This is a genomic window from Kitasatospora sp. NPDC056076, from assembly GCF_042266305.1.
GTDB lineage: Bacteria > Actinomycetota > Actinomycetes > Streptomycetales > Streptomycetaceae > Kitasatospora.
Map to the genome: position 1 here is coordinate 1 of NZ_JBHJWG010000010.1, position 18,858 is coordinate 18,858.

The 18,858-nt window shown below is 73.4% G+C and carries 21 protein-coding genes; all 21 read right to left on the minus strand.

The features are described 5' to 3' along the window. Positions 1-85: 85 nt before the first annotated feature. On the minus strand, positions 86-454 hold the full coding sequence (locus ACFC1T_RS10580; protein WP_375886215.1) for a hypothetical protein: 369 nt from the start codon (positions 452-454) through the stop codon (positions 86-88). Beyond that, positions 451-864, minus strand: a complete 414-nt coding sequence (locus ACFC1T_RS10585) for a hypothetical protein (protein ID WP_375886218.1) — start codon at positions 862-864, stop codon at positions 451-453. Before ACFC1T_RS10585 ends, ACFC1T_RS10580 begins: the two co-directional genes overlap by 4 nt. A gap of 92 nt (positions 865-956) precedes the next feature. Beyond that, positions 957-1,124: a hypothetical protein gene (locus tag ACFC1T_RS10590; RefSeq protein WP_375886220.1), complete on the minus strand. Its 168-nt coding sequence runs from the start codon at positions 1,122-1,124 to the stop codon at positions 957-959. An 83-nt stretch (positions 1,125-1,207) separates the two neighbouring features. Beyond that, a complete protein-coding gene (locus tag ACFC1T_RS10595; RefSeq protein ID WP_375886223.1) occupies positions 1,208-1,576 on the minus strand; it encodes a DUF317 domain-containing protein in 369 nt (122 codons plus the stop codon). A 296-nt stretch (positions 1,577-1,872) separates the two neighbouring features. Then, positions 1,873-3,672 carry a hypothetical protein gene (locus tag ACFC1T_RS10600; RefSeq protein WP_375886226.1) on the minus strand — a complete coding sequence of 600 codons (1,800 nt, stop codon included), beginning with the start codon at positions 3,670-3,672 and terminating at the stop codon, positions 1,873-1,875. Beyond that, positions 3,669-4,808 carry an AAA family ATPase gene (locus ACFC1T_RS10605; protein ID WP_375886617.1) on the minus strand — a complete coding sequence of 380 codons (1,140 nt, stop codon included), beginning with the start codon at positions 4,806-4,808 and terminating at the stop codon, positions 3,669-3,671. Before ACFC1T_RS10605 ends, ACFC1T_RS10600 begins: the two co-directional genes overlap by 4 nt. A 156-nt stretch (positions 4,809-4,964) precedes the next feature. Then, the gene (locus ACFC1T_RS10610; protein ID WP_375886228.1) at positions 4,965-5,141 is read right to left on the minus strand and encodes a hypothetical protein; all 177 of its coding nucleotides are present in this window, start codon (positions 5,139-5,141) and stop codon (positions 4,965-4,967) included. 161 nt (positions 5,142-5,302) lie between these two features. Further along, positions 5,303-5,653, minus strand: a complete 351-nt coding sequence (locus tag ACFC1T_RS10615; protein ID WP_375886231.1) for a hypothetical protein — start codon at positions 5,651-5,653, stop codon at positions 5,303-5,305. 530 nt (positions 5,654-6,183) lie between these two features. Then, the gene (locus ACFC1T_RS10620) at positions 6,184-7,821 is read right to left on the minus strand and encodes a DUF317 domain-containing protein (protein ID WP_375886234.1); all 1,638 of its coding nucleotides are present in this window, start codon (positions 7,819-7,821) and stop codon (positions 6,184-6,186) included. Positions 7,822-7,876: 55 nt separating this feature from the next. Continuing rightward, positions 7,877-9,538, minus strand: a complete 1,662-nt coding sequence (locus tag ACFC1T_RS10625; RefSeq protein WP_375886237.1) for a DUF317 domain-containing protein — start codon at positions 9,536-9,538, stop codon at positions 7,877-7,879. Between the two features lie 2 nt (positions 9,539-9,540). Then, positions 9,541-10,308 (minus strand): hypothetical protein, encoded by a 768-nt coding sequence (locus ACFC1T_RS10630; RefSeq protein WP_375886238.1) that lies wholly within the window; start codon positions 10,306-10,308, stop codon positions 9,541-9,543. Positions 10,309-10,339: 31 nt separating this feature from the next. Next, positions 10,340-10,915: a hypothetical protein gene (locus tag ACFC1T_RS10635; protein ID WP_375886240.1), complete on the minus strand. Its 576-nt coding sequence runs from the start codon at positions 10,913-10,915 to the stop codon at positions 10,340-10,342. Beyond that, positions 10,912-12,489 (minus strand): DUF317 domain-containing protein, encoded by a 1,578-nt coding sequence (locus tag ACFC1T_RS10640; RefSeq protein WP_375886243.1) that lies wholly within the window; start codon positions 12,487-12,489, stop codon positions 10,912-10,914. Before ACFC1T_RS10640 ends, ACFC1T_RS10635 begins: the two co-directional genes overlap by 4 nt. Before the next feature lie 33 nt (positions 12,490-12,522). Then, positions 12,523-13,293 (minus strand): hypothetical protein, encoded by a 771-nt coding sequence (locus tag ACFC1T_RS10645; RefSeq protein ID WP_375886246.1) that lies wholly within the window; start codon positions 13,291-13,293, stop codon positions 12,523-12,525. A gap of 36 nt (positions 13,294-13,329) precedes the next feature. Then, positions 13,330-14,208, minus strand: coding sequence for a hypothetical protein (locus ACFC1T_RS10650; protein WP_375886249.1), 879 nt, complete (start codon positions 14,206-14,208; stop codon positions 13,330-13,332). Beyond that, complete coding sequence (locus ACFC1T_RS10655) at positions 14,205-15,074, minus strand: hypothetical protein (RefSeq protein ID WP_375886252.1); 870 nt, start codon at positions 15,072-15,074, stop codon at positions 14,205-14,207. The genes ACFC1T_RS10650 and ACFC1T_RS10655 overlap by 4 nt, the downstream gene beginning before the upstream one ends. Continuing rightward, on the minus strand, positions 15,071-15,394 hold the full coding sequence (locus ACFC1T_RS10660) for a hypothetical protein (RefSeq protein WP_375886254.1): 324 nt from the start codon (positions 15,392-15,394) through the stop codon (positions 15,071-15,073). Before ACFC1T_RS10660 ends, ACFC1T_RS10655 begins: the two co-directional genes overlap by 4 nt. Before the next feature lie 107 nt (positions 15,395-15,501). Continuing rightward, positions 15,502-16,188, minus strand: a complete 687-nt coding sequence (locus tag ACFC1T_RS10665) for a hypothetical protein (RefSeq protein WP_375886256.1) — start codon at positions 16,186-16,188, stop codon at positions 15,502-15,504. Positions 16,189-16,364: 176 nt separating this feature from the next. Continuing rightward, positions 16,365-17,285 carry a DUF4259 domain-containing protein gene (locus ACFC1T_RS10670; protein WP_375886619.1) on the minus strand — a complete coding sequence of 307 codons (921 nt, stop codon included), beginning with the start codon at positions 17,283-17,285 and terminating at the stop codon, positions 16,365-16,367. A gap of 63 nt (positions 17,286-17,348) precedes the next feature. After that, positions 17,349-18,155 (minus strand): hypothetical protein, encoded by an 807-nt coding sequence (locus ACFC1T_RS10675; protein WP_375886259.1) that lies wholly within the window; start codon positions 18,153-18,155, stop codon positions 17,349-17,351. After that, a complete protein-coding gene (locus ACFC1T_RS10680; RefSeq protein ID WP_375886261.1) occupies positions 18,152-18,853 on the minus strand; it encodes an HAD family hydrolase in 702 nt (233 codons plus the stop codon). The genes ACFC1T_RS10675 and ACFC1T_RS10680 overlap by 4 nt, the downstream gene beginning before the upstream one ends. Positions 18,854-18,858 lie beyond the last annotated feature (5 nt).

Sequence of the window (18,858 nt, forward strand, 5' to 3'; positions counted from 1 at the left end):
CGGTGGAATCCGCCAAACGACGACGGGGCGGCACCGCTTTCACTCGCGGTGCCGCCCCGTCGTCGTTGCCCCGCAGGGCTCTCGCTTAGTGGTCGAGCAGGCGGAAGTCGCCGTGCTCGCCCTGGAGCACCCGGCCGGAGTTCAGCAGCCTGGTGAGGCTGAGCCGCACGACGGCGACTCGCAGCCCGAGGTCGGCCGCGAGCTCATCGACGGGCGCCGGGCCGGAGGCGAGGCCGGTGAGCACCGAGCGGTCGGCGTCGGTGTCGAGCAGTCTGCTCACACGGTAGAGGGCGAGGGCGGAGACGCCGCACGCGGTCAGTCCGACGGCGGCTCCGGCGTTTTCGTGGCCCAGACCGGCCGCGACGGCGATGGCGCCCGAGATGGTGGTGAGCGCGATGAACAGGACCGCAGCGCGGCGCAGGCCGCGGCGGGAGATGTTCGGGTTGGTGGTCACAGAGCCTCCTGGGGAAGTGGAGCGTAGCGGGATTGGGAGAAGAAGGTGCAGTCGGTGCGGGGCGGGCGGATCCGGCAGACCCGGCAGGGGCGTTCGGGGGTACCGGGGATGACGTGGTGGTGGCAGAAGGTCCGACCACCACCGTCGGCGCGCACCGGGTGGGCGACGACGAGTTCGGCGAGCCGGTCGGTGGTGCTCCACCCGCAGTGGCCCTCGCGGGAATGGGGTCGACCGTGTCCGCCGTCGATGCCGCCGACGGCCAGCAGGTAGCGGTCGGACGGGGCGAGGTAGGCCAGCACGTGGTAGCGGGTCCGCTCACCCGCACTGTTCGCGGGACCGTAGGCGGTGCCGAACGCGCGGGCGATGTTGCCGACGCGGTCGCCGAGCGGGTGGAGGGTTTCGGGTTCCAACGGGCCTCCGTGGTCGTGGTGCTCGACGCAAGGCGCGCGTCGATGACTGGGCCGCCGTGCCGGGCCACGGCGGCATGCGAGGGAGGCGAAGGTCAGTGGTGCGGGCGGCGCTGCTGGGGAATCCGGCCGGACGGCTCGTCAACGGCGGGGACACGTACGAGCAGGACCCGCGCGACGATCAGCTGGAGAACGATCAGGAGCAGGCCGATGCGGGTGGCGGCCTGTTCGTCGACCAGCAGGGCGTGGAAGGTGAGGCCCACGGTGGCGGCGCTGATCAGGTATTCGGCGAAGGTGAGGCGGCGACGGGCGGACAGGCGGGGAGCGCGGGGGATGGCGCGTCCTTTCAGGAGGTCGACGAGGTGGTGGTGGGCGGGCGCGGGGTGGAGCGGTTGACCATGGAGGTGAGGAGGTCGATGACCAGCTCGGCGGGGGTGTGCCGGTTGAACGTGGCGCGCCAGCCGGGCTGGCGGGCGGTGCCGTGCAGCGCGATGATCCAGGTGTCGACGTGCCGGTTGTCCGGCTGGTAGCCGACGTACACCTGGGTGCACGGCGACGCGGCGTGCAGGCCGCCCTCGGCGTCGATCACCCACGACCAGCCGTGTTCGTAGAGGAAGGCGCTGATGGCGTTGGGGTTGCCCTCGCCGAGCGGCCAGGTGCGGTGCGGGATGGCGTCGCCGGGACGGGGACCGCGGACAGCGGGGGCGGAGATCACGACGGACAGAGGGGGCCTCCTTCGGGCAGGCGCTGCGGGGTCGTCCATGTTGACTTGGACTGCCCCGATTTGCGTAGTCCGTTCGAGGGTTCGTCTGCCACAGGCGAACACGCCTGTGCCCGGACCGAGTTGGTCCGGGCACAGGCGCGTTGTGTCGGCGGGGGTGGCGCGGCGGAGGGTCGCCGGCCTGGTGGGGGAAGGAGAGCGCGGGATGGCCGGCCTCGGTCCGGACCGGGAGGCTGGCGAACCTGGTGACGAGGTCTGCCCGCCCCGAGCCCAACGCTCCAGTCGGCGGCTCAGCGTGTTTTGCGGATGGCGTCGGTGGCGGCCTGGGCGATGGCGGCAGGGGCACTGGAGGGCCGGGGCAGGTGGAGCAGGGTGGTCCCCGGCAGGTGTAGGGAGTTCGCGCTGAGGGTGAGCTGGAGTACGGCGCAGCCGGCGGTGGTGAGGCGGTTGATGCGGGTGAGCGCCTCGGCGGTCTCGTCCGGGTCGTAGTGGGCGTCAGTAACGACGACGAGAAGGCGGCCGGTGCCGGGGCGGCTGAGGTCGAGGCCGTGGTCGAGCGCGTCCAGGGCATCGCCGAGGTTGTGGCTGGCGCCGCGGGCGGCGAACGTTGTCACCTTGTCCGGAGCCCGGTGGGTGGGGCGGGTCAGCGCCGTCAAGTTGTAGTCGTACGCGACGGTGGCGGTGCGGGAGTCGGGGCCGGTCAGGGCAGCGGCACGGGCCACGATCCAGGCAGCGGACGCGACGGGTCCGCAGGCGGCCGACATGGAGCCGGAGACGTCCACCGCGATGCCCACCCGCAGCGGCGGGGTGGCGCTGCTGCGGCGGCGGGTGGCGGTGAACGGCTCTGCTGTGGGGATCGACCCGCTCGCGCGCTGGGCATCGCGGGCGAGGGCCTGGCGGACGTTGAGTCGGCCGGGCGGGGTGGGGCTGGTAGTCCGCTCTTCGGTCCGCTCTCGAAAGGCCGCAGCTCGCAGTGCGCGGCTCAGGTGCGCGGCGGCGGTCTGCTCGGCGGCGGTCGGCTTGCGGGTACCGGTCACCGGGCTGTGGGATGGCCTCGATGTGCCGCCGGGGCTGACGGTGGTGCCGTTGGGGTTGAAGACGGACCTCGCGGTGGCGGCGGCCTTGCGTCGCTGGCCAGCCTGCTGGGCGCGGCCCTGGGCCTTTGCCTCCGCCCGCGCGGCCAGGGCGTTGGTCGCGGCGGCCTGTGCCGCGGCGTCGGCGGCGTCGTTGGCGTCCATGCTGTCCATGACGACCCCCGCGGCGTCGGACAGTAGATCGGTGAGGCCCTGCGGCAGGGGCAGGGAAGGGGATGCGGTGTCCAGGGCGTCGCACCACGCTTTGCCGTGCGCGAGCATGGTGGCGTCGTCGTGGTCGGCGACCTGGTGGGCCGCGGTCCAGATGCCGGTGAGGGTGGCCAGCAGCTCGTCGCCCAGCACCCTCTCGCACAGGTCGGCGACGGCCCGGGTCTCGCCGGCATCGAGGATGCCGGCGTCCCGGCGGCCAAGGATCAGGGCCGCCACGCTGGCGGCGTGCCTGATGCCCTGGACGCGGGGGTTGGCAATGTCGGGCATGACCAGGGTCCGGGCGCTGGTGCGCAGATACCTGCGGTCGGTGGGCCGCCTGATCAGGTGGGCGCCCTCGACCCGGCTCTCCTCCAGCAGCAGCGCGGCCTCGACGACGCGGGGGTCCGCGCCGGCCGGCTGCTCCCATACGGAGTGGGCGGAGTGGGCGGCCTCGTGGACGAGCACTCCCCAGGCGGCGGGATAGCGCTCTTCGTCGCCCACGATCTGCGGGTGGATCTCGTGGGGCTGGAGGGGGGCGAACAGGCCGGAGTCGAACTCGATCTCCGCGAGACGGGGGTAGTAGGCGGCCGGCGCGCCGCTGCGGGTGCCGGGGCGGCAGGTGACCAGCAGATCCTGGCGGCCGGACAGCGCGACCAGCCGGTCGCCGAGCTCGGCACCCACACGCAGCCACGCGGCCGGGGAGGAGGAGGGCTGCGCGGGCGGGGCGCCGTCGTCGTCCCAGCGCGCGAGGTCGGCGTCGTCCTCGGGCGTGGTCGCGGGGGGCAGGACGTGGTGATGGGCACTCATCGCTGGCGGCCCCGGTTCTTGGTTCCGGTGGGCTGCTGGGCAGTCGGGGTGGTGGTGGCGGGCAGCTGCCGGCCGAGGGTGAGGGGTTTGACGTTCTTGACGCCGGCGATCTTGCTGACGGCGGCGGCGACGACGTCGCGGTCCTCCAGGGGAGCGATCCCGATCAAGTTCGCCCACGCGGCCGGGCTGCCGAGGACAGCCTCGGTCTTCTGGAAACTGAGCAGCTCCCGCAGCTGGGGGGCCCAGCCCAGCTCACCCAGTTCGACCTGGCCGGCGAGGTGCCGGGCGACGCGCACAGCCCGCGCATCGACTCGCAGCGCCTGGGCGAGGTCATAGTCCGTCCCGACCTGGATCTGCACCGAGAACCGGCTTGCGAGCGCCTCCGTCAGGACCGCCCCGTGGACGCCGGGATTGTGGCCCGCGACCACAAAGAAGCCGGGCTGGGCCGTGACGGTCTCGCCCCGGTGGGCCTTGACCTGGATCTGGCGTCGCCCGTCCATCGCCGGATACATCGCCGACAGGACCTTGGGCGAGATCAGGGTGGCGTCGTCGATCAGCAGGGCGCGGCCCTCGGTCATCGCGGTGACCAGCGGACCGTACTGCCAGACGTAGCCCCCGCTGTCGTCCAGCGTGTAGTCGCCGATCAGGTCGCCGACCGTGGTGTCGCCATCGCCGGCGATGGTGATCAAGTCGGGGAACGCAGCCTCCACCAGCGAGGTTTTGCCGGTGCCCGGGGGGCCGTAGAGCAGTACCGGCACGTCGGCGGCACGCAGCCGCGCCAGCGCCTCGACGTCGGGCAGGGAGGCCAACTCGCGGGGGTGGTAGAGCTGGCCGCCCGCGCGGCGGATCGGGCCGACCTGCTTGGGTGCCTTCGGTGCGGGCGGGGCCGTTCGGGCCGTGGCCGCCTGGGCCCGGGGAGAGTGGGTGCCCGGTGGACTGATCACCACGACTGCCGCGGCGAGGGCGGTCTTCCCGTTCGCGCGGAACTGCCTTCCGGTGCCGAGCTGGTCGGCCTCCCCGCGCTGGACCAGGGTGTTGACCGCCTGCTGGACAGCACCGTGGGAGTGACCCAGCGCCCGCGAAATCTCCCCGATGGTGAGCGGGTCCGTCGGCCGGTCAGCCAGCAGCTTGGCGATCTTGGCCCGCAGTTCGCCGGGCTTGGCGTGTGGTGGCGTGGCGGGCGGTGCGGGTGTGGTCAAAGCGAGGAACCTCCAACGGGTTCGCGGTCAGGCGGGGTTGGCAATGTGCCGGGATGGCGGGGCCGCTCCCGGAGCGGATCACGGGCGGGACGATCACCGGGGCGGTGGGGGCGCGGCCGGCCCGCTCACGGGCTCTGCCCGGACCAGTTCGCCCGGGGCCTCGGCCAGGTCAGGTGCCTCCTCGAAGCCAGCCCGGAGCAGGATCCGCAACGCGGCGGCGTTGTAGCTCGTGGTGGTGGTCTCGCCGTCGGCGGTGCGCCGGATCGGCACGAACTGCTGGGCTGTGCGCTCTGCGGGTGCCCCCGCCTCGTGGACGGGCGAGGGCCCCTGGGCGGAGTCGAGAGGATGCGAGGTCAGGGCTTCTCCGTGGTGTTCGGGTCGGGGTTTGGGCGGCGGGTGCCGGCCGTGTTCCGGGGTGCGGGACTCGACGGTCAGCGGGCGCGGCGCTGCTGCGGCAGCGTCCGCGGTGCAACCGAGGCCGGCTGCGGGGCTGGCCGCAGGCGCCTGGTCGTGGTGCGCGTACGGGCTGCGTCCGCACGGCGGCTCTCCGCCGGGGTGGTGAACAGCTCGTCGCTCGCGTAGCGGAACGCGCCGGCGGCGTCCTCCAGCAGCTCGGCCTGGATTCGCTGGGGTGCCTGGGCGGCGTCGGCCAGGATCTCGGGGATGCGTGCGTCCAGCAGGCCGGCCTCGCGGGGTAGCCCGTACGCGGAGGCGACGGCATGGCGGGCGGTCGCCTCGATCGTGGCGGACCACGCCGTCGGCAGGTTCGGGCCCTCGGGCACGATGCCGCGGACCGTCGGGCCCAGGTTGGCGAGGGCCCGAGGCAGGGGGCCTCGTCGTCGATGGCGGTCATGAGGGCCACCTCAAGGGCCGTGTACGATGCGGCCCCCAAGCGGGAGAAGAGGTGCCCGTTGTGTAGCCAGGCGACAGCCTGCTGCTGCGGGCCGGAGGTGGGGGCGGGCAACTCCGGTAGCTCGATCACCAATTCGTCGGGGCCGGCGGTCGTGGCGAGGGCCCGCCAGAAGCAGGCCAGCCGCGCCGTGCCCTTGATGGTGTCGGCGTTGGCCAAGGCGGTCAGCACGGCGGGGTCGAGCGGGTTCTGCGGACGCGGGTACACCTGCTGGGCGAGGCGGAAGCCGGCGTCGGCGAGGGCCAGGCAGCCCCTGGACGGCTCCAGCGTCCGGCTCGCGGCGACCAGCAGGTCGGCGATCGGGGCGCTGCCCAGGCCCTCGTAGGCGGCGTTCAGCAGACGGCGGCTGTCCAAGAGTGCGGGGTGTGGGGAGTCGGTCATGGTCGTCTCTACGTGGTGAGTTCAGCGCCGCTGGCTGGGGGCGGGGGCGCTGACCAGGGTGCTTGTGGTGGCGGCGGTGCCGGGCTCCGCACTCGAGCGGGGCAGCTGGGTGCCGTGGGCGAGGGCCGCAGTGCGCCGTTGGGCCGGAGCGGTGAGGGCCTCGGCACTCACCGGGGTGACGACGGCGATCTTCCGGTCGGTCGCGTCAAGGTGGAGGCCGGTGGTGCTGCGCAGCAGGGGCTCCGGGGAGGCGAGGTCGCGGCAGAGTGCGGCGGCGAGGCGGGAGGGGGTGTTCGCGCTGATCTCCGCCATCCAGTACCCGCGGGCCCGGTAGCAGCTGATTCGGGCGGCGGGCTTTCCGCGCAGGTCGTGGAGGGCACTCGGGACGTCGCAGTGGGCGTTGATGTAGCCGTCGGGCGAGCGGAAGGAGACGGAGCCGTGGGGCTCGACGGTGCTCTGCCACCCCGCCTCGGCAAGGGGCAGGAGACCGAGGGCCAGGACTCCGGCTTGGAAGGGCTGGCGGGAGTCCGGCCCGGCTTCGTCCAGCATGGCGTGCGCCTCGTCGACTACGCCGGCGATCAGCTCGGGCGGGGCCAGGTCGCCGCTGGTGATGCGCCAGGCGACGCTCGCTCCCCGGTGTTGGGCACCCCAGACCCGCCAGGCGGCGCTCTGCCGCGTCGGGGTGTCGGTACCGTCGGGCCAGGCGACGCCGAGCCTGCCGCACGGGCTGGTCATCGAGTTCGTGCCCAACGTCCAGCCCTGGGAGGCGAGATGGTCCTTGATCTGTTCGGCGCCGCCACGGCCGGGGCCGGCGTAGTGGCGGGGGGTTACGGTGACCAGCTCCGGTTCTGGTTCGGGGCTGAGGGCCGGTTCGACGGCGGTTCGGTCGGGGGTGGTCGGCAGCGGGTTCTCCAGGTCGGTCGGGGGCGCCAGCTGGGGGCGCCATCGCGGCAGGGTGGCGACGGCGGCGGGTTCGATCGTGACGCGGGCCAGGTGGTGGGCGGGGATCTCGCTGCGGCGGCGCAGCGCCGCGTCCGCGGCCAGCGTCACAGCGGCCATGCGCAGGAACGCCTCGGGAGCCCACGGCGAGGCGATGACCTCCCACGCCAGCTCGGAGCTGGTGTTGTTCATGCCGAAGGCGAGTGTGCGCTCCGGGTGGGAGGGCACCAGGAGGGTGGCGGCGCCGGGCGAGTGGATGAACGTCCGCCAGGGGCCCTGCTTGATCGTCCATCCGGCGTCGGAGAGTATCCGCGCGATGTCGTCACCGGCCCTGCGGTCGGCAAGGACGGTGGCCGGGTCGCTGTCGAGTCGGCCGGCCGCGTCCAGGACGAGGCCGTGGGTGAGTTCGTAGGGCGTCCTGGGGCTGAACCAGGCGCACCAGAGCTCCGTGGCGTCCGGCTCTCCGCTGTCGTAGGCGGAGAGCTTCCAGTGGTTCTGGAGGTTGCTGCGGCCGAGGGGGAAGTCGCCGCGCTCCAGGGCCATGCGGCGGCAGGGGCTGACGAGCAGGGGTTCTTCGGGGGTGCTGTCCGGGTCGTGCTCCCACCCGTACGCGGAGACGAGGTGGTCGCCCAGGTCGCTGGGCGCGGTGCCGGTGCCGGCCAGCTCCAAGGGGCGGACGGCGACCAGTTCGTCGGTGTCGGTGGGCAGGTCGGTCTCCAAGAACAAGGAAGGGGTGGGCCAAACGGTGCCGCGTCGTCCGGGGCGCCGTCGGCGGTCACCGCCGTGGGGCACCAGCGGTCGCGGGGTGAGCGGCGGCCGGGTTGCCAGCGGGCGCGCTGGTGCTCGTGGTGGACAGGCTGGGCAGGGAGCGGGTGATGGCGGCGGCCCGGCGGCTGGTAGCGGTAGTGAGGGACTGCGCGGTGACCGGGGTGACGACGACGACCTCCCGGTCGGTGGCGTCCAGGCACAGGTGGTCGGGATTGCGGATCAGGGGCCCGGGGTCGGCCGCGTCGCGGCACAGGGCGGCGGCCAGCCGCGAGGGGGTGTTCGCACTGATCTCGACCTCCCAGAATCCGAGCGCCCGTCGGCAGGAGATGCGGGCGGCCGGTCGGCCGCGGAGTTCGTACAGGGCGTTCGGGGGGCCGCAGCGGGCGCTGAGGAGTCCGTCGGGCGACTCGAAGGTGGCGGCGCCCTTGGGGGTGACCTCGCTGGTCCAGCCCGCGGCTGCCAGCGGTAGGAACCCCAGCGCCAGGACACCCGACTCGAACGGTGTCCGGCCGGCCTTGTCGGCTTCGTCCAGCATCATGGTCGCCTCGCCGATCAGACCCTCGATGATCTCCTGGGGGACCAGGCGCCAGCCGGTCACCCGCCAGGCGACGCCCGCGCCGCGGTGCTGGGTGCCCCAGACCCGCCACGGTGCGTACGACCGCTCGCGTCCCCAGCCTCGCGGCTTGTCCGACTCGGTGGGCCAGGCGACGCCCAACCGGCCGCACGCGCTGGTGAGGACGCCCTCCGCGCCGACCCATCCCTCGGCCTTGAGGCGGCGCAGAAGCTGGTCGACGGCGTCGACGCTGGGCCCGGCGTAGTGGCGAGGGGTGACCGCGACCAACGCCGGCGGTGGGCTGGGTCGTTCGGCACCGGCCTCGTCCGAGCCGGTGGGCGCGAGCGTCCCTTCGGCGCCGAGGCCGGGCAGCAGCGTCGTCCAGCGGGGCGGGAGGGCGGTGCTGGCCGGCGCGGTCGAGACCCGCCCGCGGTGGTGGGCGGGGATCTCGCTGAGACTGCGCACCGCCGAGTCCTCGACCAGCGCTGTCGCGACGACCCGCAACAGCGCCTCCGGTGTCCGGGGCGACATGGAGATCGACCAGGCCAGTTCGGAACTGGTGTTGTTCATGCTGAACGACAGGGCCCGCTCCGGAAGTTCGAAGGTGTGGGCCGCGCCGGTGTTGCCGGTGGGGGTGACCATGCGAACGCCAGGGAGAGGGTGGTTCTGCTCCAGCCAGCCGCAGGCGGCGAGCAGGTCGCCCGCGTCGTCGGCCACATCCCGGTGGACCAGGACGCTGTCGGGCTCGCTGCCCAGGCGCCGGGCGGTCTCCAGCACGAAGCCGTAGGTGAGTTCGTGCGGTGTCTGAGGGCTGAAGCACGCCCACCACAACCACGGCGCGAACGGGGACTCGCGGGCGGTGAGCATCCAGTTGTCGACCAGCGGGAGCTTGCCGGACAGGAAGTCGCCGTGCTGCAGCCGCAGCCGTCCGCAGGGGCTCTCCAACTGCGGGTTCTCGCCGTCGGAGACCACTCGCCACTGGTACTCGGCAGCGAGGTGGCGCAGAAGGTCGAATGACGCGGTGCCGGGGCCGGCGAGTTCCAGCGGGCGGACGGCGACCAGGTCGTCGGTGTCGGGGTCGGCAGGCAGCGAGGTCTCCAGGAGCGAGAGGGGCAAGGTCAGGACGGGCGGCGCCGCGGAGCAGGCACGGACGCGCTGCTGCCGGTGTGCGGCCGGTCGGACAGCGGCAACGCGGCGGACACCGGCCGGGCCGCGGTGCTCCGGGCGCGAGCCGCACCGGACCGTCCGGTGCGCGGCGGCCGTTCGGCGAGCGTCTGGGTGGTCAGCAGGTTCCGGTGGCGCGCCGGGAGCTGCCCGGCCCGGCGGACGACCGGGGCCAGAAGGGCGGCGGTCGCGGCAGTCAGCAGCGGCTCCGGGGCGGTCGCGCCGAACCGCACCGTCCAGGTGCCCTTCTCGGCGGCGCCGGTCAGCATCACCTCGCTGCCGGGGGCCTCCAGCGGGAAGGAGAGGGCGGCGCGGCGGTCGGGGGCGGAGACCAGCTCGTAGCCGTCCCGCTGATGGCCGGACCAGCCGGCCGCGAGCAGGGCCGCGCGGGCGTGGTGGCCGACGAGGCGGCCGGTGTCGGCGAAGCGGTCCGAACGGTGGAGGAGGCCGGTGGCGGCCTCGTCGAGCAGGGACTGGGTGATCTCGGCCGGCACCTGGTGGCAGAAGCCGACCGACCAGCCGATCCCGGTCAGGGACAGCGGGGCCGTGCCCGATCCGGTGGAGAGCGCGATGCCGGTGGTGCCGCTCACGAGGACTACATGGGTGGGCGAGTTGTAGGGGCGGAACCAGCCGTGCTCGGTGGTGAGGAGGGAGGGCAGGTCGGTGTCGCCGGGCCCGGCGAGGTGGGCGGGGCGGACGGAGAGGAGCGGGTCGGCGGACACAGGGGAAGCAGTGGGCACAAATCTCGTTCGGTCAGGGGGCCGGGACTCGGCCTCGGCCCGCAAGCGGGGTGGCTGGACGCAGGGGACCAGCGGAGTAGACGACGGCCGGTGGGGTGCCTGCTGGCACGCTCGTCCGGGCGGTGGCCGCGTGGACCCGGCGGCGCCCGTCGTCGGAAGGCGGTCCGGGATAGACCCCACGCTCCTCGGCCAGCAGCAGGGCGTAGTCGAGCCGGGGCAGCAGCCGGCGGCGGACCGCCTCGGCCGCCTGGGCCGGCGACCCGCTGACGGTGAGGCCGAACGGCGTCAGGTCCTCCACCGCGCCGGGGTCCGTGCCGGCCGGGACCAGCGGCGCGATCAAGTAGCGGCCTGCGCGGAAGGGACGGGGGACCACGACCAGCTCCCGGCCCTGGCCGTCACGCAGCATCCCGAGACGGTCGTTGACGAACTCCAGCAGGGCCCATTGGGTGATCCCGAGGTCCCAGAGCCGCTCGTACACCTCGGTCAGGGCCGCCGACGTGCGCACGTCCGCCAGCTCCGGCCGCCAGGCACCCGGAAGTCGGCCGGCCACCGCTTCGGTGAACGCCTCCAGGGCGCGGTCGTCCCTCACCGCCGCCGCCCCCGGTCCACGATGGCGGTCCGCAACGGGCCAGCCGGATTGGGCAGCGCGGCGCGGGGGGCGGGCGCGGTGCCCGAACGGGCGGCGTCGGCGCGGCCGGTGCCCGGCGAGACGACCTGCAGGAACGGCAGGTGCGTCTCGGGCAGCGACCGGCGGGCCCGTATCACCGGCACCGGGTCGACGGTGGCCAGCGCCGCAGCGGTGACCAGGTACGAGGGTGCGCCGCTGGTGAAGTCGGCGGACCAGGCGCAGAACCCGTCGTCGATGCCCGCAGTGAGTGTCCAGGAGGGAGGAGCTTGGCCCTCCAGTTCCTCGTAGCGGCCGAACTCGGCGGAGTTGTGCTGGAGTTTGACCTTCGGGTCCGGCGCGCTGAACACGGTCCACACGCCGGCGGTGAGACTCGTCCAGCCGCGCTGGTCCAGCTGGAAGGGCGAGGTGTACTCGGTGCCGGCCATCCCGTTGCTGCTGGTCTCGGCGACGAGCCGCGTCACCTCGCCGATGACCTCGGCCGGCGTCTTGTAGCTGAAGGTGGCCCTCCAGGTGGGCATGCCCAGCGGGTCGGCCAGCGCGGTGATCTGCCAGGCGTCCCGGGTCCGCTCCGGAAGGTGCGCGACGCGGACGGTCTGGCAGTCGCTCTCCCACAGCCGTCCGCTCCGGATGGCCACGGACCTCCAGCCGGCCTCGCCCGTCAGGGATGCCACCGCCCGCGCGACCGTGCCGGGCCCGGCCAGGTACAGCGGGCTCACGGCGACCGCAGCGTCCAAGCCGTTGCCATCGGCGAGGAGTTCGGCGGCGGTCGGCAGCGCTGTGCGGGCTTCTGCAGCGCGCCGGTCGACCTCGGCCTGCTCGGCGAGCGCTCGGGCGACCACCCGCTGCGGCAGGTCGTCGGTGGCGCGGACGACCGGGCTGCTGTCGGCGACGGCGCCGTTCACCGCGGCGATCAGGTGCAGCGGCGTACACGAGCTGAAGGCAGCACTCCAGCCCACGTCCGGGTCGCTCGGGGAGATGCGCCAGGTGAAGCCGCGCTGCACGTCGGCCGCCAGCTCGACTGGCGGGTCGACGAGCGGTGCGACGTCGTACTCGACCGCGCCGTCGCCCGACCTGGTCAGCCAGTGGCCGTCGGACCGGGTCGTCGGCCAACCTGCTTCGGCGAGAGACTCGTTGGCGTCTGCGAGCGTTCCCTCCAGCGACACGAAGGTGCCCGTGCTGTCGTCGACCTCGTCGTAGTGGAGGGAGTCGGCCAGCTGGCCGAGGAACGCTTTGACGATCTCCGGCGGGGTGGCCCGGCTGAATCCGCCGCGCCAGGCGGGGCTGGCGAACGGGTCCGGGGCTGCGGCGACCTGCCACGCCTGCGGCTGGTCGGGACGGTACCCGACACGGACACGGTGGCACGGGCTGGTGGCCATCACCTCGGTGAGGTACGGGCCGAGGGCCACGACCCGCCAACCGCGCAGCGGCTCGAAGGCGGTGTCGACGGACGCGCGGTCGCCGAGGCCGGCGAGGTAGCGGGGGCGGACCAGGGTTTCGACGTCGGGGTCGTGGTGCGGCAGGTAGGTGTCGGGCAAGGGCCAGAGCTCCAGAGTGGGGTGAGGGCGGTGTCAGCGACCGTGGGGGCGGCGGGGGAAGGGGGTGGCCGGCGGCGGTGTGGGGGTTTGCGCGGGCGAGGGCTGGATCGGTGCGGCGCGAAGCCGGGCGGCCTGGGCGCGGGCGGCGGCCGGAAGGGGCGTGGAGGTGTCCCGGGTCCACTCGTACGCGGCGTCGAGGTTGTCGAACTGCCCCCGGCGGACCGTGTAGGCGGGGCTCTTGTCGTCGGGCAGCCGCCAGAAGAAGACCTGCGCCGGGCCGGGAGCCTGCTCGTTGTCGGTGGCGATCACCCAGGTCTCGTACGGCGGTTCGTGGCGGCTGAAGGTGTCGTGGATCTCGAACCGCTCGCCGCTGCCGCGCAGGAAGTCCTCCAGCTGTCCGGTCTCGGCATCCAGCGGATCGCTCCACCCCTCCGGCTCCAAGACCTTGCCCGGGTCCGCTCCGCGGCCCACCAGCCAGTTCTGCGCGAGCGGGATCAGCGCGTGCGACGTCATGGTGGCCCGGACCGTGCGGGTGTCCGGGGCACGGTCGAAGTGGGCGGCGACGATCTGCGGCGCCCCGGGCCGCTCGTTGTAGGCGGCGTACGAGTCGAGCAGGAGGAAGTAGTCGTGCAACCGCGCCCCTGGGCGGCGCAAGGTGTCCGACGCCCACTGCTTCGCGATGATCCACAGCGAACTCTCGAAGTCGAAAAGCCGGTTGATGGTCCGGGCGGACTCGGGGTCGACCGCGTCGAACTCGTCGAGGTCCAGTTCGTCGCGGGCGTCGTGGAAGGAGGCGATGTACAACAGGCGGTCTTTCTGATCAGGTCAGTCGGCGTCGGTTCACCGGGTGTAGGTCGCGGCGGCGGCCCGTACCAGGGCCCGCTGCTGCTCGATCGGGAGGGCGTCGATCGCGGCGATCTTCGTCTTGATCGCCGGATCGAAAATGCCGCTGCCGGTGTCGGCCAGACCGGCCGCGGTGAGGACCCGGCCGATCACCTCGGCCTCGATCAGCCCCTCGCAGCTGTCGTGCACCTCGCAGTAGATCCGGACGTGGGTGGTGACGCCGACCAGGGCTTCGGACAGCGGTCCGCGGTGTCCCACCAGCAGGCCCAGAGCGGCCAGTACGTCTGCGGCGGCACAACGCAGCAGGTCGGTGTCCTCCGGGTGGGAGAGCCAGCGCACCCCCCTCATCTCGTACAGCTCCTGGGCCAGTTCGGGGTCGCCGGAGTGCTCGGCCTCGGCGGCCAGGCACGCGGCGATGCTCGCCTCGGTGGCGTCCAGGACGCCGACGACATGGTCGAGCATGGCCCGCAGCTCGCTCTCGTAGACGGGCAGCAGCGAGCCGGCGAGTTCGTCGGCAGCCGTCGCGGGGTCGGCGGGAACGACGACGGAGCTGAGCGGGGAGATGCTGGTGTACACGGGCACGTCGAAGGCGATGAGGGGGCAGATCAGGAAGGACCGGCCCGCTTCGGCCGCGGGCAGCACCAGGAGCCGGCGTCCGTCGAGGCCGTCGAGCACGGCAATCTCCGCCATGGTGTCGCGGTCCAGCCCCAGCTCCCGGGCACGGCGGCGGTCCCACACGCGGTAGTAGAAGTGGTGGCGAAGCTCGGCGTCGTCGCGCAGGTCCAGCTCGGTGGCCTCCCACCGGTCCGGGAGCCGCTCGGCCAGGGCGTGCGCGAAATCCGCCAGGGAGCTGAGGGGGTTCTGAGGGCTGGTCATGATCGGATTCCTTCGGCGGACTTCTTCGTGGACAAGTGGTGCAGGACGCGGGGAAGGGTCATCGCGGAGTCGAGGCGACCGGCGGCGAAGTGCACGGTCTGCCCTCCGGCGCCGACGTCACCGGGGCGGGCCAGGCTGTAGCCAGCGGCGGCGGCGTCGTCCTCGCCGCGCCGGACGCGGACGATGACCCCGCGTTCGGCCAGCGCGGCGAAGTAGCCGTCGAGGTCGGCCGCCTCGGACAGCGCCAGCTGCATCTGCCGCTGCAGCCACACGCGGGAGGGCTCGCTCCAACCGTGCCGCTCCGCCTTGATGATCTCGGCGGTGGTCGGGTAGCTCGTGCTGGTCCGCTCGCCGAGCCCGACGGGGCGCAACCCCCACTCGGCCTCGATGGCCCGGCACTCGGCCTGCGCCCGCATCGCGTCGCGGTGCATGCCGGGCCGGGCGCCGGAGGGCAGGACGGTGACGGCGGCGAGGTGGATGTGGTGGACGGCGTGGCGCACCGCCACCCACCGGCAGCCGGGGCCCTGTTCCGGTGCGAGGCCGGTGGCGCGGGCGACCCGGTGGGCCACCTGGGCCCACTGCTCGTCGCTGAGGAAGGGGTCCTCCGGTGCGGTGCGGACGGAGCAGTGCCACACCCGGTTCGGCGGCATCGTGCCCAGCTCGGCGGCGCGCAACTGGGCGTGCTGGTCGAGGCGGTCCGCGAGCCGGCCGACGCTCGCGCGCGGATGGCGTCCCGGGTCGGGGGCGCCGTGCAGGTCCCACGCGGCGACGAGGTGCGGGTCCTCATGTTCCTCGCGCCGACCGGGGCCGTAGAGGTAGGCCAGCAGCGGGCGGATGCCGTTGCCCCGGGAGACGTCGGGGATCACGACGACTCCAGCACGGTGTCCAGGACGGTGTACGTCCGCTCGGCGAGGACCGGCAGGAGGGCGAGCGCAGCCTCTCGCCCCGGCCCGTCGGCCGAGCTGCGGACGGTGGCGACGGCGGCGTTCAGCTCGCTCGCCACGCGGTCGAGGACTTCGACGAGCGGGCGGCGCGGGTCGCGGTCGGGCCGGTGGAGCGGGTCGCCGCACTGGGCGGCGGCCAGGGCGGCGTTGCCGATGAACCCGGCGATCGTGAGGCGCTCGGCGGCGGCGCGCTCGCCGATGGCGGCGATGGCGGCGGGGGTGAACCGCACCGTGGTCTGCACGCTGCGGCGCGCCGTCGTGCGCGGTCGCCGCTGAGGTCCGGCGGCGGACGGCGACTGGGCGCTGTCGGGCGAGGTGATACGCGGTCCTTCCAGGGAGTGAGGGGGCGTCAGCGGCGGTGCGGTCGAGAGGGGCGGCCCTCGGGCGTAGCGGGCATCGGAGTGGTGGGGGTCGACACGGTGACCGCGACCGAGCTGTGCGCCCCGGCGCCGGCGGCGCGGGCGCTGGGGGCACCGATCAGCGGTGGCAGCGGATTGTCCGGATGCCCCAGCCGGTCGACCCAGCTCCGGGCGGCCTCGACGGTGGCGAAGCCGCCCTGGCGCAGGGTGTACGAGTGATTCGCCGTGTCGATGTCCTCGTAGAAGACGCGGACGGGCTGCTGCCCCGGATCGGGTCGGTTGTCGGCGGCGATGATCCACGTCTTGTAGAAGTCCGGGCTGTCGTGGGTGTAGTCGTCCACGAGCCGGAAGCGGTCTCCCGATGCGGCCAGGAAGTCTTCCAGGCCCCGGGTGGCCGGGTCGGTGCTCATCGGGTCCTCGACGTCCACGATGAGCTGCTCCGGGTCGGCGCCGCGGACAGCGAGCCAGTTCTGTGCGAGGGAGGCAATGGGGTGGCGGCTGTAGTCGAAGCGGTACGTGCCGTCCCCGAGGTCGCGTTGGACGTGGATAGCCGCGTACTGGGCCAGGCCGGGGACGTCGTGCCAGGTCATGGTGCCGTCGTGCACGACATAGAAGCTGTCGCGGAGGAGCTCGGTGTGCGGATTCGTCGTGTGCTGGACCGCCAGGGAGGTGTACATGTCCAGGCTGAGGGAGAGGTGGTCGAGCTTCGACTCGTCGTCGGCGGTGACGGGCCGGAGGTCGTCGACGTCGAAGCGGGTGTCTTCGAGGGTTTCCAGGGTGGTGATGGGCGGTGTCCTTCTCGCGTCAGCGGCGGTGGGAGGGGAGTCCGGTGGTGGACACGGAGGAGGAGTCCTTACGGGTGGTGCGGACGGGTGGAGGAGGCTGGTGGTGCGGCTGTCGCCGGCGGCGGGCCTGCTTCGGCAGCGACCTGGGGTGCGGTCCGGGTTCGGGCAGCCGCCGTTCGGGCGGTACTGGCCTGGTCCGTCTGGGTGTTGACGGCGTACTCGTACCGGTTGGCCAGGTCCTGCAGGTCGCGGCTGGCGAGTGCGTAGCGGGCTCCGAGGGTCTCCAGTTCGACGCCGGTGAAGCGCAGGACGCCGTTGGTCTGGACCGCCGAGTGCTTGCCGTCGGCGACCTGGGCCAGCGTCTCGCCCGCGCGGGTGGCCGCCGAGCGCAGCTCCCGGTCGAGGGTGTCCACCTCGCTGGCCTGGCGCTCCAGCAGGTCGGCCAGAGCATGGGCCGTCGACCCCTTGGGATGCCGCTCGCGCAGGTCCCAGGCGTCCTCGACGCCGAACCGGTCCTGGAGGAGCTGCTGGCCGGCGAATACCTTCCGCTGCCGCCGGGGTGCCGCGGGCCCTGGGCCGGAGGCCGGGTCCACCAGGACGAGGCGGATCCGTTGCACGTTGCCGAGCCACTGCTCGCCTCGCTCCCGGACGTACCAGCGGTCCACCTCGGCATCGGCGTGGGCAAGGACGCGGTCGAGGGCTGCGGCAGCCTTCGGCCGGAGATCCACGGGCAGCGGAGGGACGGCCTCGCGTGGGCCGCTGCTGAGGTCGATGTCGCTTCCGCTCGGGCACTGCGAGGCGATGACGGCCGCGGCGGCGACGACCTCCTGGGCCGTGTCGGGGTCGAGCGGGCCCTCCGGCATGCAGACGGCGACATCGAAGAGGCGGTGGAGCCACGGCGGCAGCTCGCTGTCGAAGAGGCTGTCGAAGCGTTCGGCGGTGCCGACGGCGGCGTCGTTGTGGAACGGGCCGGTGTCCCAGCTACCGATGGAGGTCTCCTGAGTTGAGGTCTGAGGCGGGCCGGACGGGCGGGCTTGGGGTTGAGGGGCTGGTCAGCTTCGGGACCGGGCAGCTGGCGAGGACACGGCGACGGTGACGGCGGGGGCCGCTTCTGGGGCGGTGGGCAGGGCGACCGGCCGGGTGCGGGCGGCGGCCGAGCGGGCGGTGGGCCGTTGCAGTGCCTCGTACCGGGCCTGCCCCTCGGCGGTGAGGGTCAGGTCGTGGCCGCGGAACAGGTCCTTGCGGGCGTAGTGGTTCACCAGGCCCTTGCCGATCAGGGCATCGACGGTGGCGGCCTTGATGCCCGTGTCGGGGGTGACGATGATGACAGCCCCGGCGCGCATGCCGTTGTGGACGGTGACGGTGGTCGAGCCGATCTGCCGCAGCGCTTCCTCCTGCCGCGGCGGAAGCCGGGTGACCGCTGCTGCCGCCTTCGCCGTTGGCGCCGGGGGCGGAGGCGGGACGAAGGCGGGCAGTTCCTTGTAGATGCCGATCAGCACGGTGAGCGAGCGGTGCAGTTCGGTGCGGCGGGTGACCAGGAGGTCGATGTCGAGAGCGCTGTTGCGCAGGATGCCGTTGGTGACGGGCATGGTGGTGTCGTGGCCGGCCTCGATGCGCTGGAGGTCGTCGCGCAGGGGGGCTACGAGGGCGACCAGCCGGGTCTGGACGTCGTCGAGCTTGACGGCGGTGGTGGCGATCTGGTCGGCGACCGCGCCGTGGAGGGTCGCTGTGCGGAGCCCGGGCAGGTCGCGGACCCGCTCGACCTGGAGCTCGGACCACACCATCCGGCTGCCCAGGTCGGTGTTGCCGGGTACCCGGGGCCTCCACGCGGCGATCGGGCGTCCGCTGTTGGCGCTCACGCCGCGGCCAGCTGCCGCGAGGTGATGATGGCGATGCCGGTGGCGACGGCGTCCCGGATGGTGTCCACCAGCGGCACGCCGGCCGTGGCCAGGCGCTTCACGCCGTGCAGTCCTGCGGTGTGCAGTACCGGGACGGCTCCGACGGCGCGGGCGGCGACGGCGTCGTCCACGCTGTCGCCGATCACCAGGGTGCGGGCCGGGTCGACGGCCGGCCCGAGGGCCTGCAGGTGCGCGATCATGGCGGGCGCCTTGCTCGGAACCGCCGGCCCCGGCCGGCCGTCGACCCGCTCCAGCAGCCCGGTGATGCCGACCGACTCCACCTCGCGGACGAGCCGCTCGTGCGGCGCGAGCGACAGCAGGCTCTGACGTACGCCCTGTGCCCGCAGGCCCATCATCAGCTGCCGGGCCTCCTGTTGGAGCCGGACCGGCCGTCGGGCGAGTTCGGCGAGGAACGCCTCGTCGGCGCAGTGCCACTCCTCGTCGCCGAGCCGGCGGCCGAGCAGGTCGGCGTAGAAGTCGCGAATGGGCATCCGGTGGAGCGCCTGGTAGGTCTCCACGCTGATCGGCTCGCCGCCCAGGGAGGGCAGCGTGGCGTTGAGGGCGGCGACGTGGTCGCCGAGGTCGTTGCGAAGCGTCCCGTTCCAGTCCCAGACGATGGTGATCGGCGCGGGCTCGGCCGCCTTGGTGCGGTTGTGCAAGAAGT

Bases quoted from the DNA above. Each gene is read 5' to 3' on its own strand.
- ACFC1T_RS10600 (WP_375886226.1), bottom strand. From the start codon at position 3,672: ATGAGTGCCCATCACCACGTCCTGCCCCCCGCGACCACGCCCGAGGAC.
- ACFC1T_RS10650 (WP_375886249.1), bottom strand. From the start codon at position 14,208: ATGACCAGCCCTCAGAACCCCCTCAGCTCCCTGGCGGATTTCGCGCAC.
- ACFC1T_RS10665 (WP_375886256.1), bottom strand. From the start codon at position 16,188: ATGTACACCTCCCTGGCGGTCCAGCACACGACGAATCCGCACACCGAG.